Raw genomic sequence first — 24,579 nt, forward strand, 5'->3', positions numbered from 1 at the left:
TGAGCCGACAACAACCATGACAAAAATCCTGATAACCGGCGCCTCTGGCTTTATAGGCAATGCCTTCCTGCGGCATTTTGCAGATGTTGATGGCCTGGAACTGTATGGCGTGGGAAGACGTGAAGTGCACAACCTTCCCGACACGGTTCGCTACTCGCGGCTCGATTTAGCCAGGCTTGACGATCTCGATTTTGCTCCCGATGTGGTGATTCATGCGGCAGGCAGAACCAGCCCGTGGGGAACGCCCGAAGATTACTGGCGCGATAATGTGTTAACCACTGAGGACACGATAAAGTTTTGCCGTCATCGGGGAAATCCCCGGCTGATATATCTTTCATCCGCCGCTGTTTATTACCGTTATCAACATCAGTTGGGGCTCACGGAACAAAGCGAAATTGGGCCTGATTTCGCCAATGAATATGCGCGAACGAAATTCTGCGGCGAGGAGCGCGTGCAGACTTATCGGGGAGAGAAAACTATTTTACGCCCCTGTGCGGTATTTGGGCCTGGAGACAAATTACTCTTTCCGCCATTACTGAATGCCGCCCGCAAAAAAATGCTGCCATTAATCACCGCTGACGCAACGCCTGCTTGCAGCGATATTATGTACATTGACGTGCTGTGTGAATATTTGCTGCGCGCTGCAACATTGCCGCAGCTGCGCCCGATTTATAATCTTTCAAATAGCGAGCCGGTTGAGATAAATACCTTTTTGCAACAGGTCCTCAAGCGTTTCGACTTGCCTGCCCCCACAAAACATCTGTCGGTTAATCACGCCATGCTTATTGCAAACGTGGTTGAAGGTGTCTGGCGATTGTTAAAAATCACTAAAGAACCACCCATTACGCGCTTTGGCGTTGGCGTATTCGGCTATAGCAAAACCCTGGATATTCGCGCGGCGCTGGAAGATTTTGGTGCCCCTTGTTGTTCGTTATCCGCAGGGCTTAATGCTTTTATTCAGCAATACTCAAAGGCTATCCGATGATTATTCTCGCCACAGCCTGGCTGCTCATCTTGCTTGTGAAAACGGTATTAACACTCAACGTTATTCGGCGAGAACGGCGGCAGAAATATCAACCTTTGTTTGAAAAAGTGACTATTATTCAGCCCATTTTGAGCGGTGATCCGACATTAGCCAGCGTTCTGGAAACCAATGTGATTGCTCTCGAACAAGCGAGTTTTATGTGGCTCATTGATGATAATGACGCGGTTGCCAAAAATATCGTCAATCATATTCAGCAGTGCTATCCAGATAAAAAAATCACGGTGCGCTCTTTCCCCCAGGCTCCTGAGGGCATCAATCCTAAAGCCTTTAAACTCGAGCACGCCTGGCGCGAGGCCGATAATGAGGTCATTCTGGTGCTGGACGACGATGCCATGCTGTCGGCGGCTGCCCTGGCGCAATTACTGGCAGAAATGGGTGAAGATACCCTGGTCACCGCACTCCCTTATTACACACAAACAGGAAGCCGTTACTCGGCATTATTGGCTCAATTTGTAAACGATAATTCCGCACTAACCTACTTACCCCTGTTACCCTGGTTGCCGCCATTAACCATTAATGGCATGTGTTATGCGTTAACAACCAAAACGCTGGCAAGCGTGGGCGGGTTTGCCCCTATTCAACACCATCTGACCGATGACCTGGCAATGGCCTCTTTATTGAATCAGCATCAGATTCGCCTGATTCAATCTACAGCGCTGGTTAAGATCCAGACCCATTTATCCAACGGTAAAAAATACATTCAGCAAATGCACCGCTGGTTCTTGTTCGCCACGTTACTGCTGCGCGAAAAACCACTGAAAATAAATGTTCTCATTTTCTTGCTGCAAGGTTTACATCCCCTGCTGCTATGGCTGATGTTATTGAATGCTTTTTCTCATCCATTGATTTTTATTGGTTGCCTGGCAATACGGCAATTTGCTATTGCTAAAGTTCAGCAAGAAATGACGGCAGATATTCGCGCGCGGCCTGTTCTTTCCTTACTTTCTGAGTTGCTTCAGCCGCTGCATTTGTTTCATGCCTTATGTAATCGAACCATCGTATGGCGCACCCGACGCTACCGAGTGTTAGACAACAAAAGATTTATCTCCGATGAATAAACCTCCGTTACAGATAGCCTATATTACCGGGCGGAGTTTTCCCGGACGCGCTGATTTAAGCCCGGTACAGACGGCATTTATTAACCGACTGGCAAAGCCTGGGCGCACGCTTGCTCAGTTGAATTTCCCTTATTTCACAGGCGCAAGCGATTCAACTACCTTCGAAGCAGTGGGTTTATTCACAGCGAGCCTCAATAACAGCCGCGACTATTTAGCTTCTCGCCGTCCGGTATTTGAAAAAAATTATCAAATGCCGGTAGCTGGGTTGTTGGCGCGCGCGCAGCATACTGTTTTCCTTGCGGGGAGTTGTGGCCTGGAGTTATTCAACAACCTTAATTTGCCTGCTACGTTGTTAAAAACCACCAGCGTCTTTGCCTATGGGCCGGTTGCCCGAAAGCGGCCGGTCTGTCACCATTTTCTGGTGCAGGGAGATAACGATAGGATTTCCCAAATATGGTTCCGCAACGTTGACAGCAAAGTTCGTAGCGGGCACATGAACTATCTGGTGAACCCTGAGTTACTCACGCTGTGCGAGCACTTTATTTCAAGTATTGAATCAAACCAGGCGATGCCATGAATACCTTATTGTCGATAATCCCTCCCGCAACACGAAGAATCGATCTACTGGCACCGCCATTCTCAGGGCATTTGCATCCTGTGCTCGCACTTGGGCGTGTGCTCGCCACTCATTATGACGTGCGTATTATCAGCACTCAGGGAGCTCAGGAACGTATCACTGGAGCAGGTTTACGGGGTATCGCTTTACCGGGGGATTTCGACCGCCCGCTGTTGGCGATCGCTAATCCAGATTACGCCGTGAAAAATAACCCTCTCAAGCTGTATCGGCAGTTCAAAGAGGCAGTCGGATTGCTGGTTGATTTTGCCTCCCAACTGGAAGATTTGTACCGCAAGGGAGATGCCCCCGATCTGGTTATTGCTGACTTTACGTTACCTGGAGTGGGCAAAGTGGCAGAAACATTGGGGATTGAATGGTGGACGAGTTTGCCGTCACCTTGTGTGCTGGAAACGCCAGATGGACCGCCAGCCTACTGTGGCGGGTTAATGCCTGCCACAAATCGTTTTCAGCGGCTGAAGCATTTGATTGCCCGTAAAAAAGTACGCTGGTTTAAAAGCACTATTTTCTGGCTGTTCCGCAAGACGATAATGCAGACCGGAATCACCCAATTGTATCGCCATGACGGCACAGAAAGTGCCTACTCTGCGCAATGTATTCTGGCGCTGGGTGACAAATCTATTGAGTTTGATCGTAGCTGGCCTGCCAGCGTGCACTTTATTGGCCCCGCGTTATATACCCCGCCGGATTCAGGTATCGAACCTCATTTTGCAGCGGGTCGTCGCCATGTATTAGTCACACTTGGCACGCATCTGGCCTGGCATAAGGATGAAGTGGCGAATGCCATTTTCCAGTTAGCCCGTACCATGCCTGACACCATTTTTCATTTCACCGATGGTGACCCAGTAGCAAATACATTTAAGCAGGCTGAGAACTTCATTCGTGTCCCGTGGATAAACTATGAAACGAGTATTCGGCATTACGACGTGGTGATTCATCATGGCGGGGCGGGCATCATGTATTACTGCCTGGAAAATCACATCCCAGCGCTGGTTTATCCGGTTGATTTTGATCAGTTTGACCATGCTGCCCGGCTGGATGCATCGGGTAAAGGTATCTGGATAAAAGGTGGGCTGCGTTCGCTTGTGCAGGCGAAGCCAGAAATTGAGCGACTTTTGGGTCTGGAGTCACCCAGTCACTGACGCCAGTGAGTGACTGGGTGAACGAGGATTACTCGCTGAGTAAGAACGTCTTAAATTGCGGCGACATCCACGTCGTAAAACTATCGCCTTCTTTAGTAATCAAATAGACCGCCAATCCCTCTTTCTGAGCGACCTGTTTGGCTTTTTCAGTGCCGAGAACCATCAGGCCAGTATCCCAACCATCAGCTTCCATAGCCGTGGGTGCTATCACGGTTGCGGAGACTAATTTGTGTTGAATCGGTTGCCCGGTTTGCGGATCTATAACATGCGAAAGGCGTTTGCCATCCAGTTCGTAGTAATTACGATAACTACCTGAGGTGCTTATGCCATGACCATTGAGATCAACCACAGCCTGCACGGCATTTTCACGATCGGTGGGTTTCTGAATCGCCACGCGCCAGGCTTTACCGTCAGCATTAGTCCCCCGCGTCACAACGGCCCCACCAACGGAAACCAGATAGCGGCTGATGCCGTTTTGTTCCATTAAGCGGGCCAGATGATCGGCCGCGTAACCTTCGCCCATTGTTGAAAGATCAACATACAAACCGGGAAGATCTTTTTGTAACCACTGTTTCCCCGCCTGGTTGATCACCGTCAGATGGTGTAAACCGGTCAATGCTTTGGCAGCATCAATTTGCGCCTGGTTGGGAGTTTTGACCGGCTGTTTATCCGGGCCAAATCCCCACAGGTTGACCAGCGGCCCAACGGTAATGTCCATCGCACCGTTAGTTTTCGCACCAATGCGTAGAGCCAGCGTCACGATATCGCTCATTGCTTCATCTACAGCATACGGCTCAGTCGAGCGGGATTGGTTGAAGCGCGATAATGCAGAATCTGACTTATAGGTCGACATCAAACGATCGTCGCCGTCTAGTTGTGCCTGAATTTTTTCACGCAGCTCTACCTGCCGTGCATCGTCCACACCAGCAAGGCTTGCACGCCAATACGTGCCCATGGTTTTACCTTCCAGCACCATGCCGCTGTTGCCTTTTGCCGTTGGGTTATCACAACCCGCTAACGCGCCCAAAACTATGGCAAACAGGCCATAGCGTAATAAACGTAAATCCATTGTTTCTCTCTCCTGTTTGAGCGCAAAAGGGTACACCAACTGGCAAACAATGTGGTGAAAAGTGCAGAGTTGTTGAGAGTCCAGACGTAAAAAAGGCGCCCTAAGGCGCCTTTTAGCACTAACACTGCAAAAGCAGGAATTAGAACTGGTAAACCAGACCAACACCTACGATGTCATCGGTACCGATGCCAGCGTCACGTGTGAAGTTGTTTTCGTCCAGCAGGTTGATTTTGTAATCAACGTAGGTGGACATGTTTTTGTTGAAGTAGTAAGTCGCGCCAATATCAACGTATTTAACCAGATCCTGGTCGCCGTAACCTTCGAGGTCCTTACCTTTAGACTGCAGGTAAGCGATGGATGGACGCAGACCGAAGTCGAACTGGTACTGAGCGACAACTTCAAAGTTCTGTGCTTTGTTAGCAAAACCGATATCACCCGCGCGAGTTGCGTTGTAAGTCTGGGTGTACTGAGTTGCCAGGTACAGGTTGTTAGCGTCATATTTCAGGCCGCCGGTGTAAGTTTCAGCGCGATCGCCTTCACCTAACCACTCACCGTTGTTCTGATCAGAAGTACGCTTGGAGCTAGAGATAGCTGAACCCATGCTGAAACCTTCGCCCAGATCATAAGTCAGGGAGCCGCCGAAACCGTCACCGTTCTGTTTCAGAACTTTACGACCGTTTTGGGTGAAGTTATCGCTTTCACCGTCTGGGCTGCCGTTTTTGCCTTGATATTGCAGAGCAAAGTTCAGGCCATCAACCAGACCGAAGAAGTCAGTGTTACGGTAAGTTGCAACACCGTTAGCACGAGACTGCAGGAAGTTATCGGAACCGTAGGTGTCACCGCCAAATTCTGGCAGAACGTCGGTCCAGGATGTTACGTCGTAAACGACGCCGTAGTTACGACCGTAGTCGAATGAACCGTATTCACCAAAACGCAGACCAGCGAACGCCAGACGAGTCCATGCGTTGTTTTCACTTTCAGAAGTGTTGCCCTGAATCTGGTATTCCCACTGGCCGTAACCGGTCAGTTGGTCATTAATCTGAGTTTCGCCTTTGATACCCAGACGCATATAGGTCTGGTCACCGTCTTGGTTTTTGTCGTCAGAAAAGTAATGTAAGCCATCTACTTTGCCGTACAGATCTAATTTGTTGCCGTCTTTGTTGTAAATTTCAGCCGCCTGAGCGGTGCCTGCTACCAGCAATGCTGGAATCAGGAGGGACAGTGCTTTAACTTTCATGTTATTAACCCTCTGTTATAGGTGTTATATGCCTTTTTATATGCCACTGCTTACTGATTAATTTACTAATCAGTCGGCTAACCCATTGTGTAAAACAAATACAGATTAATCCAATCCGAATATGATACTAAAACCCTATAGATGTTTCATTTATCCACATAGGTGTTGCAAAATGTAAATATGAGGGAACTTTTTTTCGCACAAAAAGACAATGATATAAGCACTAATTATCAAAAAAAATAAAATACACATAAAAAATCAACAACATAAACAACAAATACGTTCTTAGCACTGAATGTTAAAACATAGCCATGATTTATATATAAAATACATCCCGCTATCATCATTAACTTTATTTATTACCGTCATTCAGCTTTGAATGTCTGTTTAATACCTATTTTGGACCGGGTGCTTGCATCCGGTTTTTTTTACGCTTCTTTACGTAACTTTAATCATTCTGTGCTACCCCCTTCAAAAAGTAACAACTATTAATAAATCCTTCATTTTTTGGCCTAAAATCATACAAGCGAAGCGGGAATATTCTTCTAAAAATAATCCCGACAAAAAATCGTTTCAGAAAAAATAGTTGTACCACCTAAATTACTTTGTACAAAAATAGCCCACCTTGTTGCTTAAAATATCTACCTTTTAATGTCGTTATTTTGGCGAATTATCAACAACCTGGAAATGCGGCGATTTCGAATTATACTCGTTGAGTTTTGACAGACAGACGATGACGCCAACGCTGGTTGCAGGTATTCTTATCCAGGGCGCGTTGGTTATCTTACTAACAGCTTTTAACGCCTGCCTGCTAGCCTTGCAGAGCAGAGGATATTTTTAAGTGGCGAATGCTCGCCGGGTTGCGCGCTAACAATGAGTCAGTCAGACAGTATGATCCCTAATAAATTTTCGCTTATCCCCGGCAATATCACGCGCTTCTTTCTGCTATTGATTGTCGTGCTGCTGGTCACCATGGGTGTCATGGTGCAAAGCGCCGTCAACACCTGGCTGAAAGATAAGAGCTATCAGATTGTCGATATCACCCATGCGCTACATAAAAGGGTTGATGTTTACCGTTACGCGACCTGGCAAATTTACGACAACATTGCGGTCTCCACTTCCCCTGCCAGTGACGGTCTGCAAGAAACCCGCCTGCGCCAGGATGTTTACTATTTAGATAAGCCGCGCAGTAAAACTGAAGCCCTGATTTTTGGCTCTCACGACAGTACAACACTGGATACGACACAACGTATCTCGACTTACCTCGATACGTTATGGGGTGCCGAAACCAGCCCCTGGTCGATGTACTATTTAAACGGCCAGGATAACAGCATGATTCTGGTCTCAACCTTGCCACTAAAAGACCTCTCCACAGGCCTTAAAGACAGTGGCGTCAGTTCCATTGTTGATTCCCGCCGCGCTGAAATGCTCCAGCAGGCAAACGCCCTGGACGAACGCGAAAGCTTTTCTCTGCTGCGTACTTTGGCCTGGCAAAACGGACACTACTTTACGCTGCGTACTACCTTTAATCAGCCGGGCCATCTGGCCACTGTCGTGGCATTTGATTTACCGATTAATGATTTGATTCCGCCGACTTTGCCGTTGGATAACTTCCGTCTGGAAAATAACGATGCGCAGAAGCCGATTAACAGCGCGCAGAAAGATGGCCCGGATAGCGTCACCATTAATTTTAATGGTGCCAAAATTGACATAGCCTCCCCTCTCGCCACCACTAATCTGCGCCTGGTTTGGCAAGTATCGCTCGGCACTTTGCTGATGGACACTTTGCAAAATATTTTATTCCCGCTGCTGCTCAATATTGGTCTGCTGGCGCTGGCGCTGTTCGGTTTCACTACCTTCCGCCAACATACGGCGCGCCCTGCCGAAGTTCAAAGTGGCAATGCCGAATTACAAACTTTGCGTGCATTAAATGAAGAGATTGTCGCGCAGTTGCCGCTTGGCCTGTTGGTGCATGACCTGGACTCAAACCGCACCGTTATCAGCAATAAAATTGCTGACCACCTGCTGCCGCATCTGAATCTGCAAAATATTATTGCGATGGCCGATCAGCATCAGGGCGTGATTCAGGCAACCATCAATAATGAACTGTATGAAATACGCCAGTTCCGCAGCCAGATTGCCCCACGCACGCAAATCTTTGTGATTCGCGATCAGGATCGTGAAATCCTCGTCAATAAAAAGCTTAAACAAGCTCAACGTCTGTATGAGAAAAATCAGCAGGGACGGATAACGTTCATGCAGCATATTGGCGAAGCGCTACAGCAACCGGTGAAGCATATCGCCGAGCAAGTGAGTGTACTAAATGCGCCAGAAGCGGGTGGTATCGCCAATGAAGCGCAAAGTATTGTGCGTCTGGTCGATGAGATTCAGCTGCTTAATACGCTGGAGTCTGACGCCTGGAAAACCCATGCGACACAATTCGCCATTCAGCCATTGATTGATGAAGTCGCGTTGGAAATGCTGCCGATTATCAAACGCAAAGGCCTGCAGTTGCTTATCAACAACCAGTTAGCTGCAGATGAAGAGCGCCACGGTGACCGGGAAGCACTGCGCAAAGTGCTACTCCTGTTGCTGCACTATTCTGTCACCACGACGCAGATTGGCAAAATTACTCTCGATATCACGCAAGAAGAGTCCGGCACTGACCGTTTGTTATTCCGTATTCTGGATACCGGCGAAGGGATTAGCAGCGGTGAAGTCGACAATCTCCACTTCCCGTTCCTGAACGAAACCAGTGAAGATCGTTACGGGCGCGCGAATGGGTTAACCTTCTATTTGTGCGATCAACTGTCACGCAAATTGGGCGGGCATTTGAATATCAAAACCCGCGAAGAGATTGGTACCCGCTACAATCTGCATATAAAGATGACCGCAGAACCGCAGCATGAAGAGCAAGAAGAGAAATTGCTTGATGATGTGGTGGCGATGATCGATATCACCTCAAATGAAGTACGGAATATCGTCACGCGTCTGCTGGAAAACTGGGGTGCACAATGCGTCACCCCAGATGAAAGACTAGCAAGTCAAGAGTTTGATATATTCCTGACAGATAATCCGTCTAATCTTACATCTTCGGGTTTGCTTTTAAGCGATGATGAGAACGGAATGCGTAAACTCGGCCCAGGTCAGTTCCGGGTTAATTTTAATATCAGCAATGCGATGCAGGATGCAGTGCTACAACTGATAGAAGAACAACTGGCGCAGGAAGGCATTTCTGAGTCACCGTTAGGCGGCGATGAAAATGCGCAGCTTCACGCCAGCGGTTATTACGCGCTGTTTGTTGACACAGTACCGGAAGATGTTAGGAGATTGTATACTGAATCTGCAGCGCACGATTTTGTGGCGTTAGCGCAGACAGCTCACCGCTTGAAAGGGGTGTTTGCAATGCTCAACCTGGTACACGGCAAACAGTTATGTGAAACGTTAGAGCATCACATTCGTGAAAGTGATGCTGCCAACATACAAAAATACACCAGCGATATTGACGCTTACGTCAAGAGTTTGCTGTAGCAAGGTAGCCTATTACATGAACAGTATGAACGTAATTATTGCCGACGACCATCCGATTGTCCTGTTCGGCATTCGTAAATCTCTCGAGCAGATCGAGTGGGTGAATGTTGTCGGTGAGTTTGAAGATTCCACAGCGCTTATCAATAACCTGCCAAAACTTGATGCCCATGTTTTGATAACCGATCTCTCAATGCCTGGCGACAAATACGGCGACGGCATTACGCTTATCAAATACATCAAGCGTCACTTCCCTCATCTGTCGATCATCGTGTTGACGATGAATAACAACCCTGCCATTTTGAGTGCAGTGTTAGAACTTGATATCGAAGGGATTGTACTCAAGCAAGGCGCGCCAACTGACTTACCAAAAGCGCTGGCCGCATTGCAGAAAGGCAAAAAATTCACCCCAGAGAGCGTTTCTCGCCTGCTGGAAAAAATCAGCGCTGGCGGTTACGGCGACAAACGTTTGTCTCCGAAAGAGAGCGAAGTGCTGCGCCTGTTCGCTGAAGGTTTCCTGGTCACCGAAATTGCCCGCAAACTGAACCGCAGCATTAAAACCATCAGTAGCCAGAAAAAATCAGCCATGATGAAACTGGGCGTAGAAAACGATATCGCCCTGCTGAATTATCTTTCTTCCGTTAGCCTGTCTCCGGCCGACAAAGAATAAATCAATGTCGGATGACGCTGCTGTATGACCGGTCACATAGGTTACAGATCAGACCGGCCACATAGGTAACACATTCTGCCTAATCTATCCGGATGATACTTTGCTTACGTCTGTCGTAGTAAGCAAGGTCCATCTGGTTAAATATTATCGCTTCAAGTCCATCATCACGCTCCTCCAGCATCACATATTCCCCTCTCAGGGCCTGATTCAGGAACAACCGTTTGCCGATGTAGATGTCACCTTTGGTTCGCACCCTGTAAAGCCGTGCCCCTTCCGGATAGCTCACCTCCGGCGTTTTTCCATCCCATCGCCTCGGCGACGGTACCCAGATACCGCCCGGCGTCAGGCCGCCCAGCGCTTCGTGCGGCCGCTCCTGATTAAACTCCCGGCGATAACTGTCGAACCAGGTCTGTTGTGCTTCGAGCGAAGCCCTCCGGTTACCGAAGCTCAGGCTGTGTTTCAGGGAGCGGTGCATGCGCTCATGGCGACCGTTCTCTTCAGGATGACCCTTACGGATGCGTTCCGGCCGGATACCGAGCTTAATCAGCCAGACTGCGAGGCGACTCAGCCCGGCGATACCGGTGCCGGCAAATGGCTGCCCGTTATCGGTTTTCAGTACCTCCGGCAGGCCGTATTCAAGGAACGCCCGCTCCAGGCAGCCCCGGACAAAGGACTCGCTTTCCCGGAACGTTCCCTCGCAGGACAGCAGGTACCGGCTGTGGTTATCGGTCAGGGTGAAAGGGTGACAGTACTGCTGGCTGAGCAGGCGGAACTTGCCCTTGAAGTCGGCACTCCAGACCTGATTGACCTCGCTGATGGTCGTCAGTGGCTGCCGGTTTCCGGGCGTACGGCGACGATGAGTACGGGGGATGACAAGCCCCTCACGCTTCAGGGTATCGCCGATAGTGCTGGCGGCTGGCACATCAAACGGCACCTGGTGATTAATCAGCCAGGCGCGGACTTTTTTAGGTCCCCAGTAGGGGTGTTTTACGCGAACATCGATAAGCTGCTGAACAATCCCGGGCGGCAGGCGTTCAGGATGTGTGAGCCGGGTACGGGGCTGGTCAAAAAGAGAGGCGGGGTCATCAGGGTTAAAGCGCTGCAGCCATTTATAGCCAGTTTTGCGGCTGATGCCGAAGCGGCGGCACAGAGTGGAGAAAGGCTCCGTGCCAGTCTGGCTGGCACGGATGAAATCAAGACGTTGCATGGGTCGGGTCTCAGTCCAGGGCATAGTGAGTCTCCTCTGCTATACCGTTTATAACTGTTACCCATGTGTCCGGTCTAAAGTGTTACCCATGTGCCCGGTTTGTACCCTGCGCTTATCCGACCTTGTATCTTGAACCGGTAGCTGGTTAGCTACCGGTTACATGAAACGGAGGAAGCTTGTATCCGACCTGAAGACCTCGATCTTCCGACGTAGCTTAAGCCCTCCGTTTCACCTTTCACGCCACTCAAAATCCGAACGGTAACCAGAAGCTCTGACTTCGCATGTACAAGGCTGGAATGGCGTGTTGGTTCACGTGGAAGGAGATGAAATATGGCTTTTCTCGGTGCTGATATCAGCAAAAATAAAATAGATGTCTGTCTGCTTGTTGCCGGTATTAAGGGTAAGAAAAAGCAGAAAGTCTTCACCAATGAACCCTGTGTGGCCCGCAAAATCATCGACTGGCTGGAGGCCCAAAAATGCGCCTCTGATAATATGACAGTCGTGATGGAAGCCACGGGTATCTACCATGAGAATCTGGCGTATGGGCTTCATGATGCGGGGATTTCTGTCTGCATGGCCAATCCATACCGTGTCCGTGAGTTTGCCTGCGGAATGGATATCCTCACGAAAAATGACACAGTGGACGCATTTGTGCTGGCCTGTTATGGCGAGCTGAAGCATCCCGATGCCTGGGTCCCACCGTCAGTTGAAGTCCGTAAACTCAGGGCGTTGTTGCGTCAGCGCGACGCGCTGAAAGAGGATGTGCAGAGGACGGCCAACCGGCTTGAAAAAGCGCATTCAACCTCGACACCACGGGAGGTCATAGCCTCACTGGAGCGGACACACGGCTGGCTGAGTGATGAACTGGAACGGATAGAAAAGCTCATTACTGACCACACAGATAACGACCCGGGACTGAAGGCCGATCTGGAGCTGCTGAAATCGATAAAATGTGTGAAGGAGCAGGTGGGACGGGAGATGCTGGCACTACTGAAAGACGGGACGTTCAAAAGTGCCTCGCAGGTGGCAGCGTATCTGGGAATAACACCGGTGGAGAGAGTGTCCGGCAGTTCGGTACGCGGGCGGGCACATATGTCAAAAACAGGCCCCTCAATAGTCAGAGCCAAACTGTATGTAGCAGCCCTGAGTGCAATCCGGTGGAATAAACCCGCGAAGGCGATATATGAAAGGCTGGTAGCGAAAGGTAAGGCGAAAAAAGCGGCCCTGGGTGCAGTGATGCGTAAGCTGGTGCATATGTGCTTCGGCGTACTGAAAACCCGATTACCATGGGATGAAAATTATGCAGCTACCGCTTGACGTCCAAGACGGTAGCTACAAGAAAGCATTTGTAAGGTGGATTAGCGTAAGCGACATCCACCATTTTTTTATCTGCCGCTACGCACGCGTGCCGCATAAAGATCGACTGTCTGTTTAAGAATATCCAGCGTCACCGGTTTTGACAGGCAACTATCCATTCCCGACTCCAGACAACGTTGTCTTTCTTCAGCCAACGCATTGGCTGTCACGCCCACGACTGGCAGTGTCAAACCTAGCTGACGAATGCGTTGCGTCAGACGATAACCATCCATATTCGGCATGTTGACGTCGCTGAGCACAATATCAATGTGATTTTTACTCAACACATTCAATGCATCGACGCCGTCATTCGCTGTTTTACACTGATAGCCCAATGATCCCAACTGATCTGCCAGCAAGCGCCGGTTGATTGGATGATCGTCGACGACGAGTATCATCATGTCATCGTTGTGTTCATTGCTACCCGATGGCGCAGGTGATTCAGAATCAACGCCTGGCTGGTTAACCGTCACGCTGTAAATGCGCCCCAGTAACAACAGTAAATCATGAGGAGCAGCCAGGCTGTGCAGCCAACAACCAGGGGAGATTTCAATCGGGATACCGATATGACGACGACAGAAAATAATCGCTGCGCGCCCTTCCCAGACTTTTTCCAGTTCATCATCGGTGATTAAAATATCATCGTTATCAGGTATCTGGCCCTGATACTGCAAAACTTCAAAGTGGTTTCTTGCCAGTATCGACTCGAGGAATTTACTCAGCGAAGCATTCCGAACCGCCAGCCAACAACGCTTATTCAGTAAACCTTCAACCTGTGCTGGCTCGGCGTAATTTGCACTGTATAAAGGAATGCGAATCGTAAACTGGCTACCCATTCCCACTTCGGTATCAACCGAAATATCGCCATCCATCATACTGATAAGCTTTTCACAGATAGCCAGACCGAGACCGGTGCCCTGGAAATTGTGCTGCACGCCGGTACCAGCCTGGAAGAACGGATCAAATAACCGCGTGACTTCTTTTGCGGGAATCCCCACGCCGGTATCGCGCACACGCAAAGAAAGATAATCCCCCGCTACGCTGACATGCAGGACAATACAGCCAACATCCGTGAATTTGATCGCGTTACTGAGCAAGTTGGAAATCACTTGCTGCAAGCGCATCGGGTCGCCTTGCAGCGTCAGTGGCACGTCGGGTTCGATAAAACAGTACAAGCCGAGTTGTTTACGCACCACCAGCGGTAAATAGTTGGCGGTGATGTGACTCATCACTTCACGTGGTGAGAACTCTCGCGGCTCAATTTTCAACTGCTCGGATTCAATTTTTGAGAAGTCGAGAATATCGCTGATGATTTTCAGCAACAGACTGGAAGAGTTGTTCATCGCCGTCACCAGGCGATCCACCCCTTTCGGCAACTCTTTGGTTTGCAATAAATCCAGGTTGCCGATGATGCCGTAAAGCGGTGTGCGCAGTTCATGACTGACCGTGGCAAGGAACATGGATTTTGACTGGCTCGCCTGCTCGGAGGCTTGCGCCATTTCCTGGAGCGACTCTTCCATTTTGACGCGCGCGCTGACATCCACCAGCACGCAAATCGCCACGTTTTCGTTGCGGTAACGAGAATGCACGAAGCTAATCTGCAAGTTGGTATGGCTGCTGGTCAGCACATCGACAAAGTTAACCTGCTGGCCACAGATGATTTGCGTCAGCCGTTGCCGGTCTTCGTGAGTCAACATGTTGAGATAATTGTGCGCCAGCTCGTTACTCAGAATATTTGTTCCGTCCTGAGTACGCAGAATACAGATGCCGACCGGCGCTGAAGCGACAATTTTACGGTTGAACTGCTCGTGTTCTTCCAGGCGCTGGGCGTCATTTTCTGCCGGGATAAATATCCGCTTTTCGTACATCCTCGCCAGGGTAAACAGCACTGCGCCCACCAGAATATTGAGCAGTACAGCGTTGAGGATCAGCATGCGGATGCGTTCCAGAACCATATCCACCGGTACTGAATACACCACGCTCATGGATGAAGGCGGTAAATTTTTCTTGAGAATGAATTGCTTAAAGCCCGAGGTATAACCAAACCACGAGCGCTCCTGAAGCCATTTTTCTTCCGGCTGAATACGCGTTTCGGGGCCAGTAAGGGAGATCAGCGGACGGCTATTTTCATCCAGAATCGTCACACCAATCGGCATAGAACCCGGCGACAGGAAGTTTTCCATGCGGATGGTTTGCTCAACACCCAGCAGAGCTTGCAGGCGGTTAGCCAAATAAACAGGTGTCAGTGTATAGAAGTAACCGACTCCAGGGCGCGCGCCAGGGCCAATCCAGTAAATGCTATTGCTGTGCTCATCCTGCGGGGCGCTGCGATATTTCATGATGCGTTCATGCAGATTTTTCAGCGCTTTTTCGCGCTCGAGCGGCATTTCACGCAGGCCGAAATCCGCCATACACAGGTTATCGCCACCAATCAAAAAGACGCGATTGAGATCGTAGGCGGCAGAGAAATTGTCACGCCAGTAACGTAAAAACCACGCCAGAGATTGCAGCGAAGTACGCCAGGAAGCACTGACGGCTGAACAGTCAGAATCCGGGAATAACGGCATGAAATTGGGCGGATCGATTTTGTTGTCATCATTTTCCATGGCAGGCAACACACCATTGGTCGCAGAAAGCCGATTTTCCGCAATGTACTTAAGCTCTTTCACCACATCAGACGTACGTTGTATGTAACGCTGCGCCTGGTCAAAGCTGATATTAAATTCCTGACGAATTTCAGACTCTTTTTCATGCAGTGCATTTACGATGTAGAACACGGAAAAGAGTGCAATCAACAGCCAAAGCAATAAAGCCAGTGCCCGAAACAGGTAGCGGGAGACTTTTAGTGTGGTGCGAAAAGAGACAAGATATTTCAAATTGAGCCTGGTCGTGAAAATTGCAAAACTTTGGATGCCGTTAAGGTAGCCGCAAAAATGGCAGCCCGCAACGGCAAACCGGTAAGGTTTATCGCGATAAAACTAGAACTTTTCGATAACCTTAAAATGCATCAGTACTAACGTCATATCTGGTGAGAACAGATCGTACTCTTCAAAAAAGCGTTTATGCTCGTTGCGCCAGTATGCCAGCGTCCGGTCACCTTCCCCTTCTGCCAGAGCATGGGCTTCGTTTACCTGTTCAAAAGTGGTCATCTCTGTGGTGGTCAGTTCAATCGCACAAACCGGCTTATTTTTGCCATCCACCACCACAAAAACATCGCCAACCTGAGCAATACCTTCACCATCGAGGTTAGCGCAGGTCGCCGTTTTCACGCCATCGAGCACTAATTTAACCAGTTCATCAGCCTGTTTTTCTGTATCACCAAACGCCCAGCGTTCTACATCTTCATACTTCTCAGGAATTGCCATTGTTTTACCTTTATGAGTTAAACCAAGCCTAACTTGATATTAAAATAAAAAACGCCCGATGCAATAAATGCACCGGGCGTTATGAGCTATTTCAAACAACAAAATTCAGATTATTCGTCTGCTTCATCGTCTGCTTCATCGGAAGCGTTGTCATCTACGTCTGCTTCTGGTGCGATTTCATCATCACCTTCAGCAACGGTGCCATCAATAGCATCCAGTTCTTCTTCATCAACCGGCTCTGCAACACGTTGCAGGCCCACCACGTTTTCATCATCCGCAGTACGGATAAGGATAACGCCCTGGGTGTTACGGCCAACGACACTCACTTCGGAAACGCGAGTACGGACCAGAGTACCGGCATCGGTAATCATCATGATCTGGTCGGTATCTTCAACTTGAACCGCGCCAACGACGCTGCCGTTACGCTCGGTTACTTTGATGGAGATAACGCCCTGAGTTGCACGAGACTTAGTCGGATACTCATCAGCCGCAGTACGTTTACCATAACCATTCTGCGTCACGGTCAGGATAGAACCTTCACCGCGTGGAATGATCAGGGAAACGACTTTGTCTTCACCCGCCAGTTTGATACCGCGAACACCTGTTGCAGTACGGCCCATGGTACGAACGGCGTCTTCTTTGAAGCGCACCACTTTACCCGCAGCCGAGAACAACATGGCTTCGTTGCTACCGTCGGTCAAATCAACGCCAATCAGTTCGTCACCTTCGTTCAGGTTAACGGCGATGATGCCCGCTGAACGTGGGCGGCTGAAGTCGGTCAACGCCGTTTTCTTCACGGTACCGCTGGCGGTAGCCATGAATACGTTAACACCTTCGGCATATTCACGAACCGGCAGGATCGCGGTAATACGTTCGTTCGCTTCCAGTGGCAGCAAGTTAACAATTGGACGTCCACGCGCACCACGGCTCGCTTCCGGCAATTGATAAACCTTCATCCAGTACAGACGGCCACGGCTGGAGAACAGCAGAATGGTGTCATGAGTATTGGCAACCAACAGGCGGTCGATGAAATCTTCTTCTTTAATACGTGCTGCGGATTTACCTTTACCACCACGACGTTGTGCTTCGTAGTCGGTCAGCGGCTGATATTTCACATAGCCCTGATGCGAGAGCGTCACAACCACATCTTCGCGGTTGATCAGATCTTCAATGTTGATATCAGAGGTATTTGCGGTGATCTCAGTGCGGCGTTTGTCGCCGAACTGATCGCGCATCGCAACCAGCTCTTCGGTGATCACTTCCATCAGACGTTCAGCGCTGCCCAAAATGTGCAGCAATTCAGCGATCTGCTCCAGCAGCTCTTTGTATTCGTCGAGCAGTTTTTCGTGCTCAAGGCCAGTCAGTTTCTGCAAACGCAGATCCAGAATTGCCTGTGCTTGTTGCTCGGTCAGGAAATATTGACCGTCGCGAATACCGAACTCTGGCTCCAGCCACTCAGGACGCGCAGCGTCATCGCCCGCACGTTCCAGCATGGCGGAAACGTTGCCCAGATCCCATGAACGGGCGATCAGGCCTGCTTTCGCTTCTGCCGCATTTGGTGAGTGACGAATCAGTTCGATGATTGGGTCGATGTTCGCCAGGGCGATCGCCAGACCTTCAAGGATGTGTGCACGGTCACGGGCTTTACGCAGTTCGAAAATAGTACGACGCGTAACCACTTCACGACGGTGACGCACGAACGCAGAAAGAATGTCTTTCAGGTTCATGATCTTCGGTTGGCCCTGATGCAGCGCAACCATGTTGATACCGAAGGAAGTCTGAAGCTGAGTCTGAGAATAAAGATTATTCAGGACAACTTCGCCCACTGCATCGCGTTTGATTTCGATAACAATGCGCATGCCGTCTTTATCGGACTCGTCACGCAGAGCGCTAATGCCCTCAACGCGTTTGTCTTTCACCAGCTCAGCGATTTTCTCAATCAGGCGTGCTTTGTTAACCTGGTATGGAATTTCGTGAACGATGATAGTTTCGCGGCCTGTTTTGGCATCAGCTTCTACTTCTGCGCGCGCGCGGATGTAAATTTTGCCACGGCCAGTACGGTACGCTTCTTCAATGCCACGACGGCCATTGATGATTGCCGCTGTCGGGAAGTCAGGACCTGGGATGTGTTCCATTAGCCCTTCAACGGTGATGTCCTCGTCTTCAATAAATGCGAGGCAGCCGTTGATCACTTCTGTGATGTTATGAGGCGGGATGTTAGTTGCCATACCGACTGCGATACCGGACGAACCGTTCACCAGCAGGTTAGGTATTTTGGTTGGCATTACATCGGGAATACGCTCGGTTCCGTCGTAGTTATCGACGAAATCTACTGTGTCTTTTTCGAGATCGGCCATCAGTTCGTGAGCGATTTTCGACATACGGATTTCCGTATAACGCATCGCCGCGGCGGAGTCACCGTCCACAGAACCAAAGTTACCCTGGCCATCTACCAACATGTAACGCAATGAGAATGGCTGCGCCATACGCACGATAGTGTCATAGACAGCGGTATCACCGTGAGGGTGATACTTACCGATTACGTCACCAACAACACGGGCGGATTTTTTGTACGCTTTATTCCAGTCATTGCCCAATACGTTCATGGCGTAAAGTACGCGACGGTGTACCGGCTTGAGTCCATCGCGGACATCTGGCAGTGCGCGGCCGACAATAACCGACATCGCGTAATCCAGATATGAGCTCTTAAGCTCTTCCTCAATGTTGACCGGTGTAATTTCTCTGGCAAGGTCGCTCATGTATCCGCTATCCCTCTACTGTGTCCCGGATTCAAAGGTCGCAAATTATAACACAATCGCCCGACAGTGGGGAAACCAGAACACATTCGCCAGCAGAGAATTGACTGATATACTCCCGCCACGAAATGAGTAAGGAGTAACTAGCCCCATGAATGCCGAAAACCAACCGGTAATCCACAACGTTGACCATGATGAAATCGCCAAATTCGAAGCCGTTGCCTCACGCTGGTGGGACTTAGAAGGCGAATTTAAGCCACTGCACCGTATTAACCCGCTGCGTTTGGGTTATATCAACCAACGTGCGGATGGGTTATTTGGTAAAACGGTGCTTGATGTCGGCTGCGGCGGCGGGATTCTGGCTGAAAGCATGGCGCGCGAAGGCGCTAATGTAACCGGGCTGGATATGGGTTTTGAGCCGTTACAAGTCGCGAAACTTCACGCGCTGGAAAGTGGCATTCAGGTCGATTACGTGCAAGAAACCGTGGAACAGCACGCGGATAAATTTGCCGGAAAGTATGACGTCGTCACTTGTATGGAAATGCTCGAGCACGTGCCGGACCCGCAATCAGTGGTTCACGCCTGTGCAAAACTGGTGAAACCTGGCGGTCACGTCTTTTTCTCCACGCTTAACCGTAACGGTAAATCCTGGCTGATGGCCGTGGTTGGCGCGGAATACATCCTGCGCATGGTGCCAAAAGGCACACATGACATTAAGAAGTTCATCAAACCGGCAGAATTACTCTCCTGGGTTGATGAGACGCCACTGCGCGAGCGCCACATGACAGGCCTGCATTTCAACCCGCTGACCAACGTGTTCAAACTGGCACCGGGCGTTGACGTTAACTATATGCTGCATACCGTTTGTGCTGACTAATACTCAATGTCAGACTTTTCCCTGGTCGGATAAGCGCAGCGTCAGCCGACACTTTTATCGGTAACAACAGGCGAAAATGGTGGATGACGCTAACGCTTATCCACCCTACGGCACTGTTTTCGCAGAATAATCGCATGTTTACCACGTCAGGCTAAAGCCGACACTTCCCGCCATCTGTTGATAACCCTCTGAGCCTTTTTGGCCGGTAAATTTCCCCCACAGGCTGGCGTTTTTACTTAACTTGCTGGTCACGCCCACGCTGACTTCACCCACGTTTTTTGCCGTGTTATCGCTAAAATTGACGCCATCAATACTCATAGTGGTGTTTTCGCTATTGTGCAGATAGTTCAGGTCAACAAATGGTGAGATCTCATAAGTTTTGCCAAACGTTAGCTGGTTATGCAAACCCAGTCGGCTCTGAATATTGTGTGGCGATTGCTGTTCGACCCGCGAATGATTAGCGGCAGTAAAGGCGTCTTGTTGAACGCCCTGATAAACCAGTTGCGCCTGCGGTTCAATCTCCCAACGCAGCGCGTCGGTGTTGATTGCCTGCCAGTTGTAACCAGCTTCTACCGATGCCAGTAAACCTGACGAACGGTAGTTATCGTCACCGCTGTCTTTTTCGCTCACGTGGTTATCGAACCACACATATTGCGCCCAACTGTCGATCCAGGCTCCGCCGTTGCCCGCACCGTGTTGATACCAGGTTGAAGTCAGCCCCACGCTGTAGCCCTGGCTGTCGTTATCGGCTTTGCGTCCGGTCACGCTTGAATGGCTATCGCCGCTGTTATTGCTGTAACCCGCCACCGCCCCCAGTAACCACTCACTATCATTTCCGTATGCCAAATCCGCCAGCGTACCGCTGAGTTGCACCACGTTCTGGTCTTGGCTTTGATCAAGCTGATCGGCAAACGTTGAGGTGGTACGGTTGCTCAGTAAACGTAGGTGTAACTTCTGTTGATCTTGCCCGCCCGCATGGTCGCTCAGCCGCATAACAAAAGCATCGTTGGCGCTATGAATATTATTAAAGTAGCCGCCTGTTTTCGGATTAAGTACCGGCTGTGAAGCAGGCTGCGGGGCTGGCGCAGGCTCTGGTGTCGGAACAGGGTCTGGTGTCGGAACAGGGTCTGGTGTTGGTTCCGGCGCAGGTTCTGGCGCTGGTGTTGGTTCCGGTGCTGGAGTGGGATCTGGGGTCGGTTCAGGATCTGGAGTCGGCTCTGGCTCCGGTGTCGGTTCTGGCTTGAGCACCTCAGAGCGCAAATACCAATCCTGGTCGTCCTTCACCAGCGTGTAGTCATACGCCCCCATATTTAAATAGCCATCGCCTGCCATAGTAAATTGGGCATCGTTGGAAAACTGTGCCGAATCTGCGGTGAAATCCACTACTTTAATCCCGGCCTGGGTTGGCTGGCCGATACCGGTTATCGGGTTAAACTGCACTGTCGTCGTGCCAGAAGTATTGCCATTTAGCACCAGCTCATCAGTTGCCGAGTCATCACCGTCAAACTCGGTGTCCATCACTAGCGTGCCACCGCCGGTGTAATCACCGTTCACCGTGAAAGTGTCACCCGCATAACCATTCGCCATGCTGATGGTTCCGCTGCTGTTGGTGACGTTGCCGTTCACCGTTACGCCAGCCAGATTCGTTTCGCTGTCGGTAGTCAGATTGGTGTTCAACGTGCCGGTCAGCGTTAATCCTGCCGTCTCATTCACCAACGTACCGTCACCGCTGAACAGCGAAGCATCCAGCGCTTGCTGAGTATCCTGGTTAGTGAGCGTTAACGACGTCTGGTCGCTAATCACAATATCGCCCTGCGACGAGGCATCTATTGACTGAATGTGTTGGTCCGCACCGGTTTCGAAAGTGCCTTCACTACCAATCCATAAAGAAGAAGCATACGGGAAGATATCCACCGCGCCGCCTTTCAGCGTACCTTGCTCGACGCGCACCGCTGAATGGGTTGTGCCGCTGGCAGTGAGTTCCAGCGTGCCGCCGCCAGTTTTGCTGAAGGTACTGTTGACGTCCCCCGCGTTGCCCGTGGAGTCTTCCATCAACGCGCCCCACTGAGTGGTCACGCCGTCATCAACGCTCACGTCCCCATCGGCACGCATTTCTAAATCGCGCGCATGGCCGCTTTCATCGGTCCAGGTATTCACATCATCGGTCACATTCAGCACGCTGGCCTGTGATGGATCGGTGAAAATAACCGCGCGGTTGTAGGTGGTGTCGCCGAGTTGAGAATTGTTACTAAGCTGCAAGGTTCCGGAGGCAATCTGCGTATCCCCCAGATAGTGGTTATCGTCAGCAAGCGAGACGCTTCCGCTACCCGCATCCACCACCACATACACACCGTTCTGGTCGGCTGCCGTAGGGGAATCGCCACCAATTTGCATATCAGTGCCGCCCGTCAAATGCGCCACATCGTCGTTACCAATTACCGTGCCGCCCGCGCCGGAGATATTCAGCGCAGGGTCGCTCGTTGCGCCCGGAGCCATCGCCATATCTGACAAATCCAGCACGCCGTCGTTAAGCACGATGGACTGCGGGTCAGCTTCCAGCGCCTGCAAATCATCCACATCACCGGATAAACTCAGCAACGCGTTTTCTTCAACAATAATGTCACCGCTTAACGCCATTGAGTCGGCACCGCTCAGGCTGTAGCTTCCATTGGCAGCCACGGTAAAATCGCCCGCGCCTTGAATGGTGCCGTCAAAACTTCCGCTATTCACCGTAACATTACCGCCCGCATCAATATTCAGCGTGCCGTTGGTATAACCGGTCAGCGAGTTAACGAATGTCTGCTGTGTACTGCCCACATTCAGCAGCGCCGCGTTACCCGGCATATCTTCTTTGCCCACAAACAGGCCATAGCAGTTTTGCGGATCGTTCTGACATTGGGTTTCGCCGACGTTCATCAGCGAGTTATCGCGCCCGATAGTCAGCGTGCCATCCGCCACGTTCATCTCACCGGTAAAGCTATTGTTATCAGCATTAAGCACCACTTCCCCGTCGCCATTTTTGATAATTTCGCCGGTACCGGCCATGGAGTCCATTGCGCCAGGATTGTCCAGATCGCCAATCACCAGCTTTTTATCTGCGGCGACGTCAAACGTTACCAGACTGTGGCCGATATACATGAAGCCCCCTGCGGCGGAAGACGCTGAATCTCCGTAACCCATAGCCTGATTGCCTTCATAGAGAATCACGCCATTGTTTGCTGTGTAGTTCGCATCAATATCAATGTTCAAAAGATACGGAGCACTTTCGCTGGAGGTATAGATTGCTCCGCCATATCCGTCTGCGGTGTTATCAGTAAACTCAACATCATGGAGTGTTGTCGCCCCCGCAAAGGTATCGCTTTGCACACTACTGGTAATATCCAGCGCACCACCGTCACCATCACTGCTTGAGGAAGTCAGAGCTTGATTGCCCTCGAAGAGGCTATCAGAAATTAACACATTGGAATTTAGAGCATAAATAGCGCCACCGCGTCCATTACTGGCAATGTTATTGAAGAATAGAGTGTCATCTAAAACTAAATCGAACTGCAGAGGATCATTTTTACCATTAATATAAATAGCACCACCGTAATTTCCCGCAGTGTTATTAGTGAACTGTGAATTACTTATATTAATAGTAGAGTTTTCTTTTGCGAATATTGCCCCACCATTGTTATTCCCGGTGACGTAATTACCATCAAAAATAGTCATGCCGGTGCTGGTTTCAGCTTGAATGGTTAACGATGCACCACCTGAAAGAAAAATTGCACCACCACTAGCAGGATCCGTTAAGTTTTTAAAAGAGAGTATCGCTTCATCGGCCACAGTGAATGCGTCACTATTTCCATCAACAACTTGTCGCCCTGCATCACAAGACTCCGTGATAACCTCGGTTCCACAGGATACCTCGCCAGCAAATGCGCCAGAACTAAATATAAGAGAAAGTACGACAAAGAATCTATTAAGTCTGAATTTCATGAAACCACCAGAAAGTAAAATGATGCCCTCACTTCCTGTTGAGAGTATAAGCAATATGACTATTGAGAAATCATACTGCATCATTGCAAGAAACAATCTGGCCAAATGTAATTAGAATTATTTCGTACTTATCCCTTCCAAATAAAAACCCCCTCAGCTATTTATAATAATTTAAATTATCATTTAGACATGTTTAATGCCCACCCCCTTCAAAACTATTGACAACATGAATATATCTACATCTGAGGCTCAGATTTTTCACATCATCAAAACACTGTTCATCATTTAAGCGATAGCTGACACCATAACGTTACGATCGAAACCATTAACATTCGCACACATTTAGTGATGTGATTATTGATAAAAAAACTATCAATGCGCACCACTGATACGCAAAACGTTCGGTTTTTAATAAGTAAAATCTATGAAAATTGTGCGATATCAAACCAGGTGATTATGGATGACGTTTAAGAAATCAGCGTCCGATCAAAAATATCATTTTTTTTGCATCCCATTGACAATTGTCACAAGCCTTACGTGACGTGGACTTAGCGAAATCTGCCCTGTCACAACCTCATTTCCTCCTCGAAATCAATACTTGTTCTCAAGCGATTAGTTACTAGAATACTCACCATATAGTGATCAAGTAATCCACCA

15 protein-coding genes are annotated in these 24,579 nt (G+C 49.6%); 8 read left to right on the plus strand and 7 right to left on the minus strand.

Annotation, left to right across the window (positions count from 1 at the left end; translation table 11 throughout):
* Window positions 1–16: 16 nt before the first annotated feature.
* The 4 genes from MNO13_RS17495 to MNO13_RS17510 are packed head-to-tail and all read left to right on the plus strand — an operon-like array spanning window position 17 to window position 3,879.
* Window positions 17–985 (plus strand): NAD-dependent epimerase/dehydratase family protein, encoded by a 969-nt coding sequence (locus MNO13_RS17495; protein ID WP_241939068.1) that lies wholly within the window; start codon window positions 17–19, stop codon window positions 983–985.
* Window positions 982–2,103: a glycosyltransferase family 2 protein gene (locus tag MNO13_RS17500; protein WP_064548558.1), complete on the plus strand. Its 1,122-nt coding sequence runs from the start codon at window positions 982–984 to the stop codon at window positions 2,101–2,103. Before MNO13_RS17495 ends, MNO13_RS17500 begins: the two co-directional genes overlap by 4 nt.
* Entirely contained in the window at window positions 2,096–2,680 is a 585-nt protein-coding gene (locus MNO13_RS17505; RefSeq protein ID WP_232886015.1) for a hypothetical protein, read from the plus strand. Before MNO13_RS17500 ends, MNO13_RS17505 begins: the two co-directional genes overlap by 8 nt.
* Window positions 2,677–3,879, plus strand: coding sequence for a glycosyltransferase (locus tag MNO13_RS17510; protein WP_241939069.1), 1,203 nt, complete (start codon window positions 2,677–2,679; stop codon window positions 3,877–3,879). Before MNO13_RS17505 ends, MNO13_RS17510 begins: the two co-directional genes overlap by 4 nt.
* Before the next feature lie 28 nt (window positions 3,880–3,907).
* Here MNO13_RS17510 and apbE read toward each other — a convergent pair whose 3' ends face one another.
* Both apbE and MNO13_RS17520 read right to left on the minus strand, forming a co-directional pair.
* The gene (gene apbE / locus MNO13_RS17515; RefSeq protein ID WP_064548562.1) at window positions 3,908–4,948 is read right to left on the minus strand and encodes an FAD:protein FMN transferase ApbE; all 1,041 of its coding nucleotides are present in this window, start codon (window positions 4,946–4,948) and stop codon (window positions 3,908–3,910) included.
* 139 nt (window positions 4,949–5,087) lie between these two features.
* The gene (locus MNO13_RS17520) at window positions 5,088–6,185 is read right to left on the minus strand and encodes a porin OmpC (RefSeq protein WP_232886019.1); all 1,098 of its coding nucleotides are present in this window, start codon (window positions 6,183–6,185) and stop codon (window positions 5,088–5,090) included.
* An 891-nt stretch (window positions 6,186–7,076) separates the two neighbouring features.
* Here MNO13_RS17520 and rcsD point away from each other — a divergent pair.
* Together rcsD and rcsB are read left to right on the plus strand one after the other, a co-directional pair.
* Entirely contained in the window at window positions 7,077–9,716 is a 2,640-nt protein-coding gene (gene rcsD / locus MNO13_RS17525) for a phosphotransferase RcsD (RefSeq protein ID WP_422387199.1), read from the plus strand.
* Between the two features lie 16 nt (window positions 9,717–9,732).
* Window positions 9,733–10,383, plus strand: coding sequence for a response regulator transcription factor RcsB (gene rcsB, locus MNO13_RS17530; protein WP_064548567.1), 651 nt, complete (start codon window positions 9,733–9,735; stop codon window positions 10,381–10,383).
* 79 nt (window positions 10,384–10,462) lie between these two features.
* Here rcsB and MNO13_RS17535 read toward each other — a convergent pair whose 3' ends face one another.
* Entirely contained in the window at window positions 10,463–11,590 is a 1,128-nt protein-coding gene (locus tag MNO13_RS17535; protein WP_241939071.1) for an integrase core domain-containing protein, read from the minus strand.
* A gap of 330 nt (window positions 11,591–11,920) precedes the next feature.
* On the opposite strand from MNO13_RS17535, the gene MNO13_RS17540 reads away from it, so the two are divergent.
* Window positions 11,921–12,907 carry an IS110 family RNA-guided transposase gene (locus MNO13_RS17540; RefSeq protein WP_121815380.1) on the plus strand — a complete coding sequence of 329 codons (987 nt, stop codon included), beginning with the start codon at window positions 11,921–11,923 and terminating at the stop codon, window positions 12,905–12,907.
* Between the two features lie 68 nt (window positions 12,908–12,975).
* On the opposite strand, the gene rcsC is transcribed toward MNO13_RS17540, so the two are convergent.
* The 3 genes from rcsC to gyrA form a co-directional block, all read right to left on the minus strand.
* Entirely contained in the window at window positions 12,976–15,822 is a 2,847-nt protein-coding gene (gene rcsC, locus MNO13_RS17545; protein ID WP_241939072.1) for a two-component system sensor histidine kinase RcsC, read from the minus strand.
* A gap of 102 nt (window positions 15,823–15,924) precedes the next feature.
* A complete protein-coding gene (locus tag MNO13_RS17550; RefSeq protein WP_064548581.1) occupies window positions 15,925–16,311 on the minus strand; it encodes an ASCH domain-containing protein in 387 nt (128 codons plus the stop codon).
* A gap of 110 nt (window positions 16,312–16,421) precedes the next feature.
* Window positions 16,422–19,070: a DNA topoisomerase (ATP-hydrolyzing) subunit A gene (gyrA, locus tag MNO13_RS17555; protein ID WP_064548583.1), complete on the minus strand. Its 2,649-nt coding sequence runs from the start codon at window positions 19,068–19,070 to the stop codon at window positions 16,422–16,424.
* Between the two features lie 148 nt (window positions 19,071–19,218).
* On the opposite strand from gyrA, the gene ubiG reads away from it, so the two are divergent.
* A complete protein-coding gene (gene ubiG / locus MNO13_RS17560) occupies window positions 19,219–19,944 on the plus strand; it encodes a bifunctional 2-polyprenyl-6-hydroxyphenol methylase/3-demethylubiquinol 3-O-methyltransferase UbiG (protein WP_121814089.1) in 726 nt (241 codons plus the stop codon).
* 138 nt (window positions 19,945–20,082) lie between these two features.
* On the opposite strand, the gene MNO13_RS17565 is transcribed toward ubiG, so the two are convergent.
* Window positions 20,083–23,922: an autotransporter outer membrane beta-barrel domain-containing protein gene (locus MNO13_RS17565; protein ID WP_241939073.1), complete on the minus strand. Its 3,840-nt coding sequence runs from the start codon at window positions 23,920–23,922 to the stop codon at window positions 20,083–20,085.
* Between the last annotated feature and the right edge of the window lie 657 nt (window positions 23,923–24,579).

Source organism: Buttiauxella ferragutiae (genome assembly GCF_022637515.1).
GTDB classification, from domain to species: domain Bacteria; phylum Pseudomonadota; class Gammaproteobacteria; order Enterobacterales; family Enterobacteriaceae; genus Buttiauxella; species Buttiauxella ferragutiae.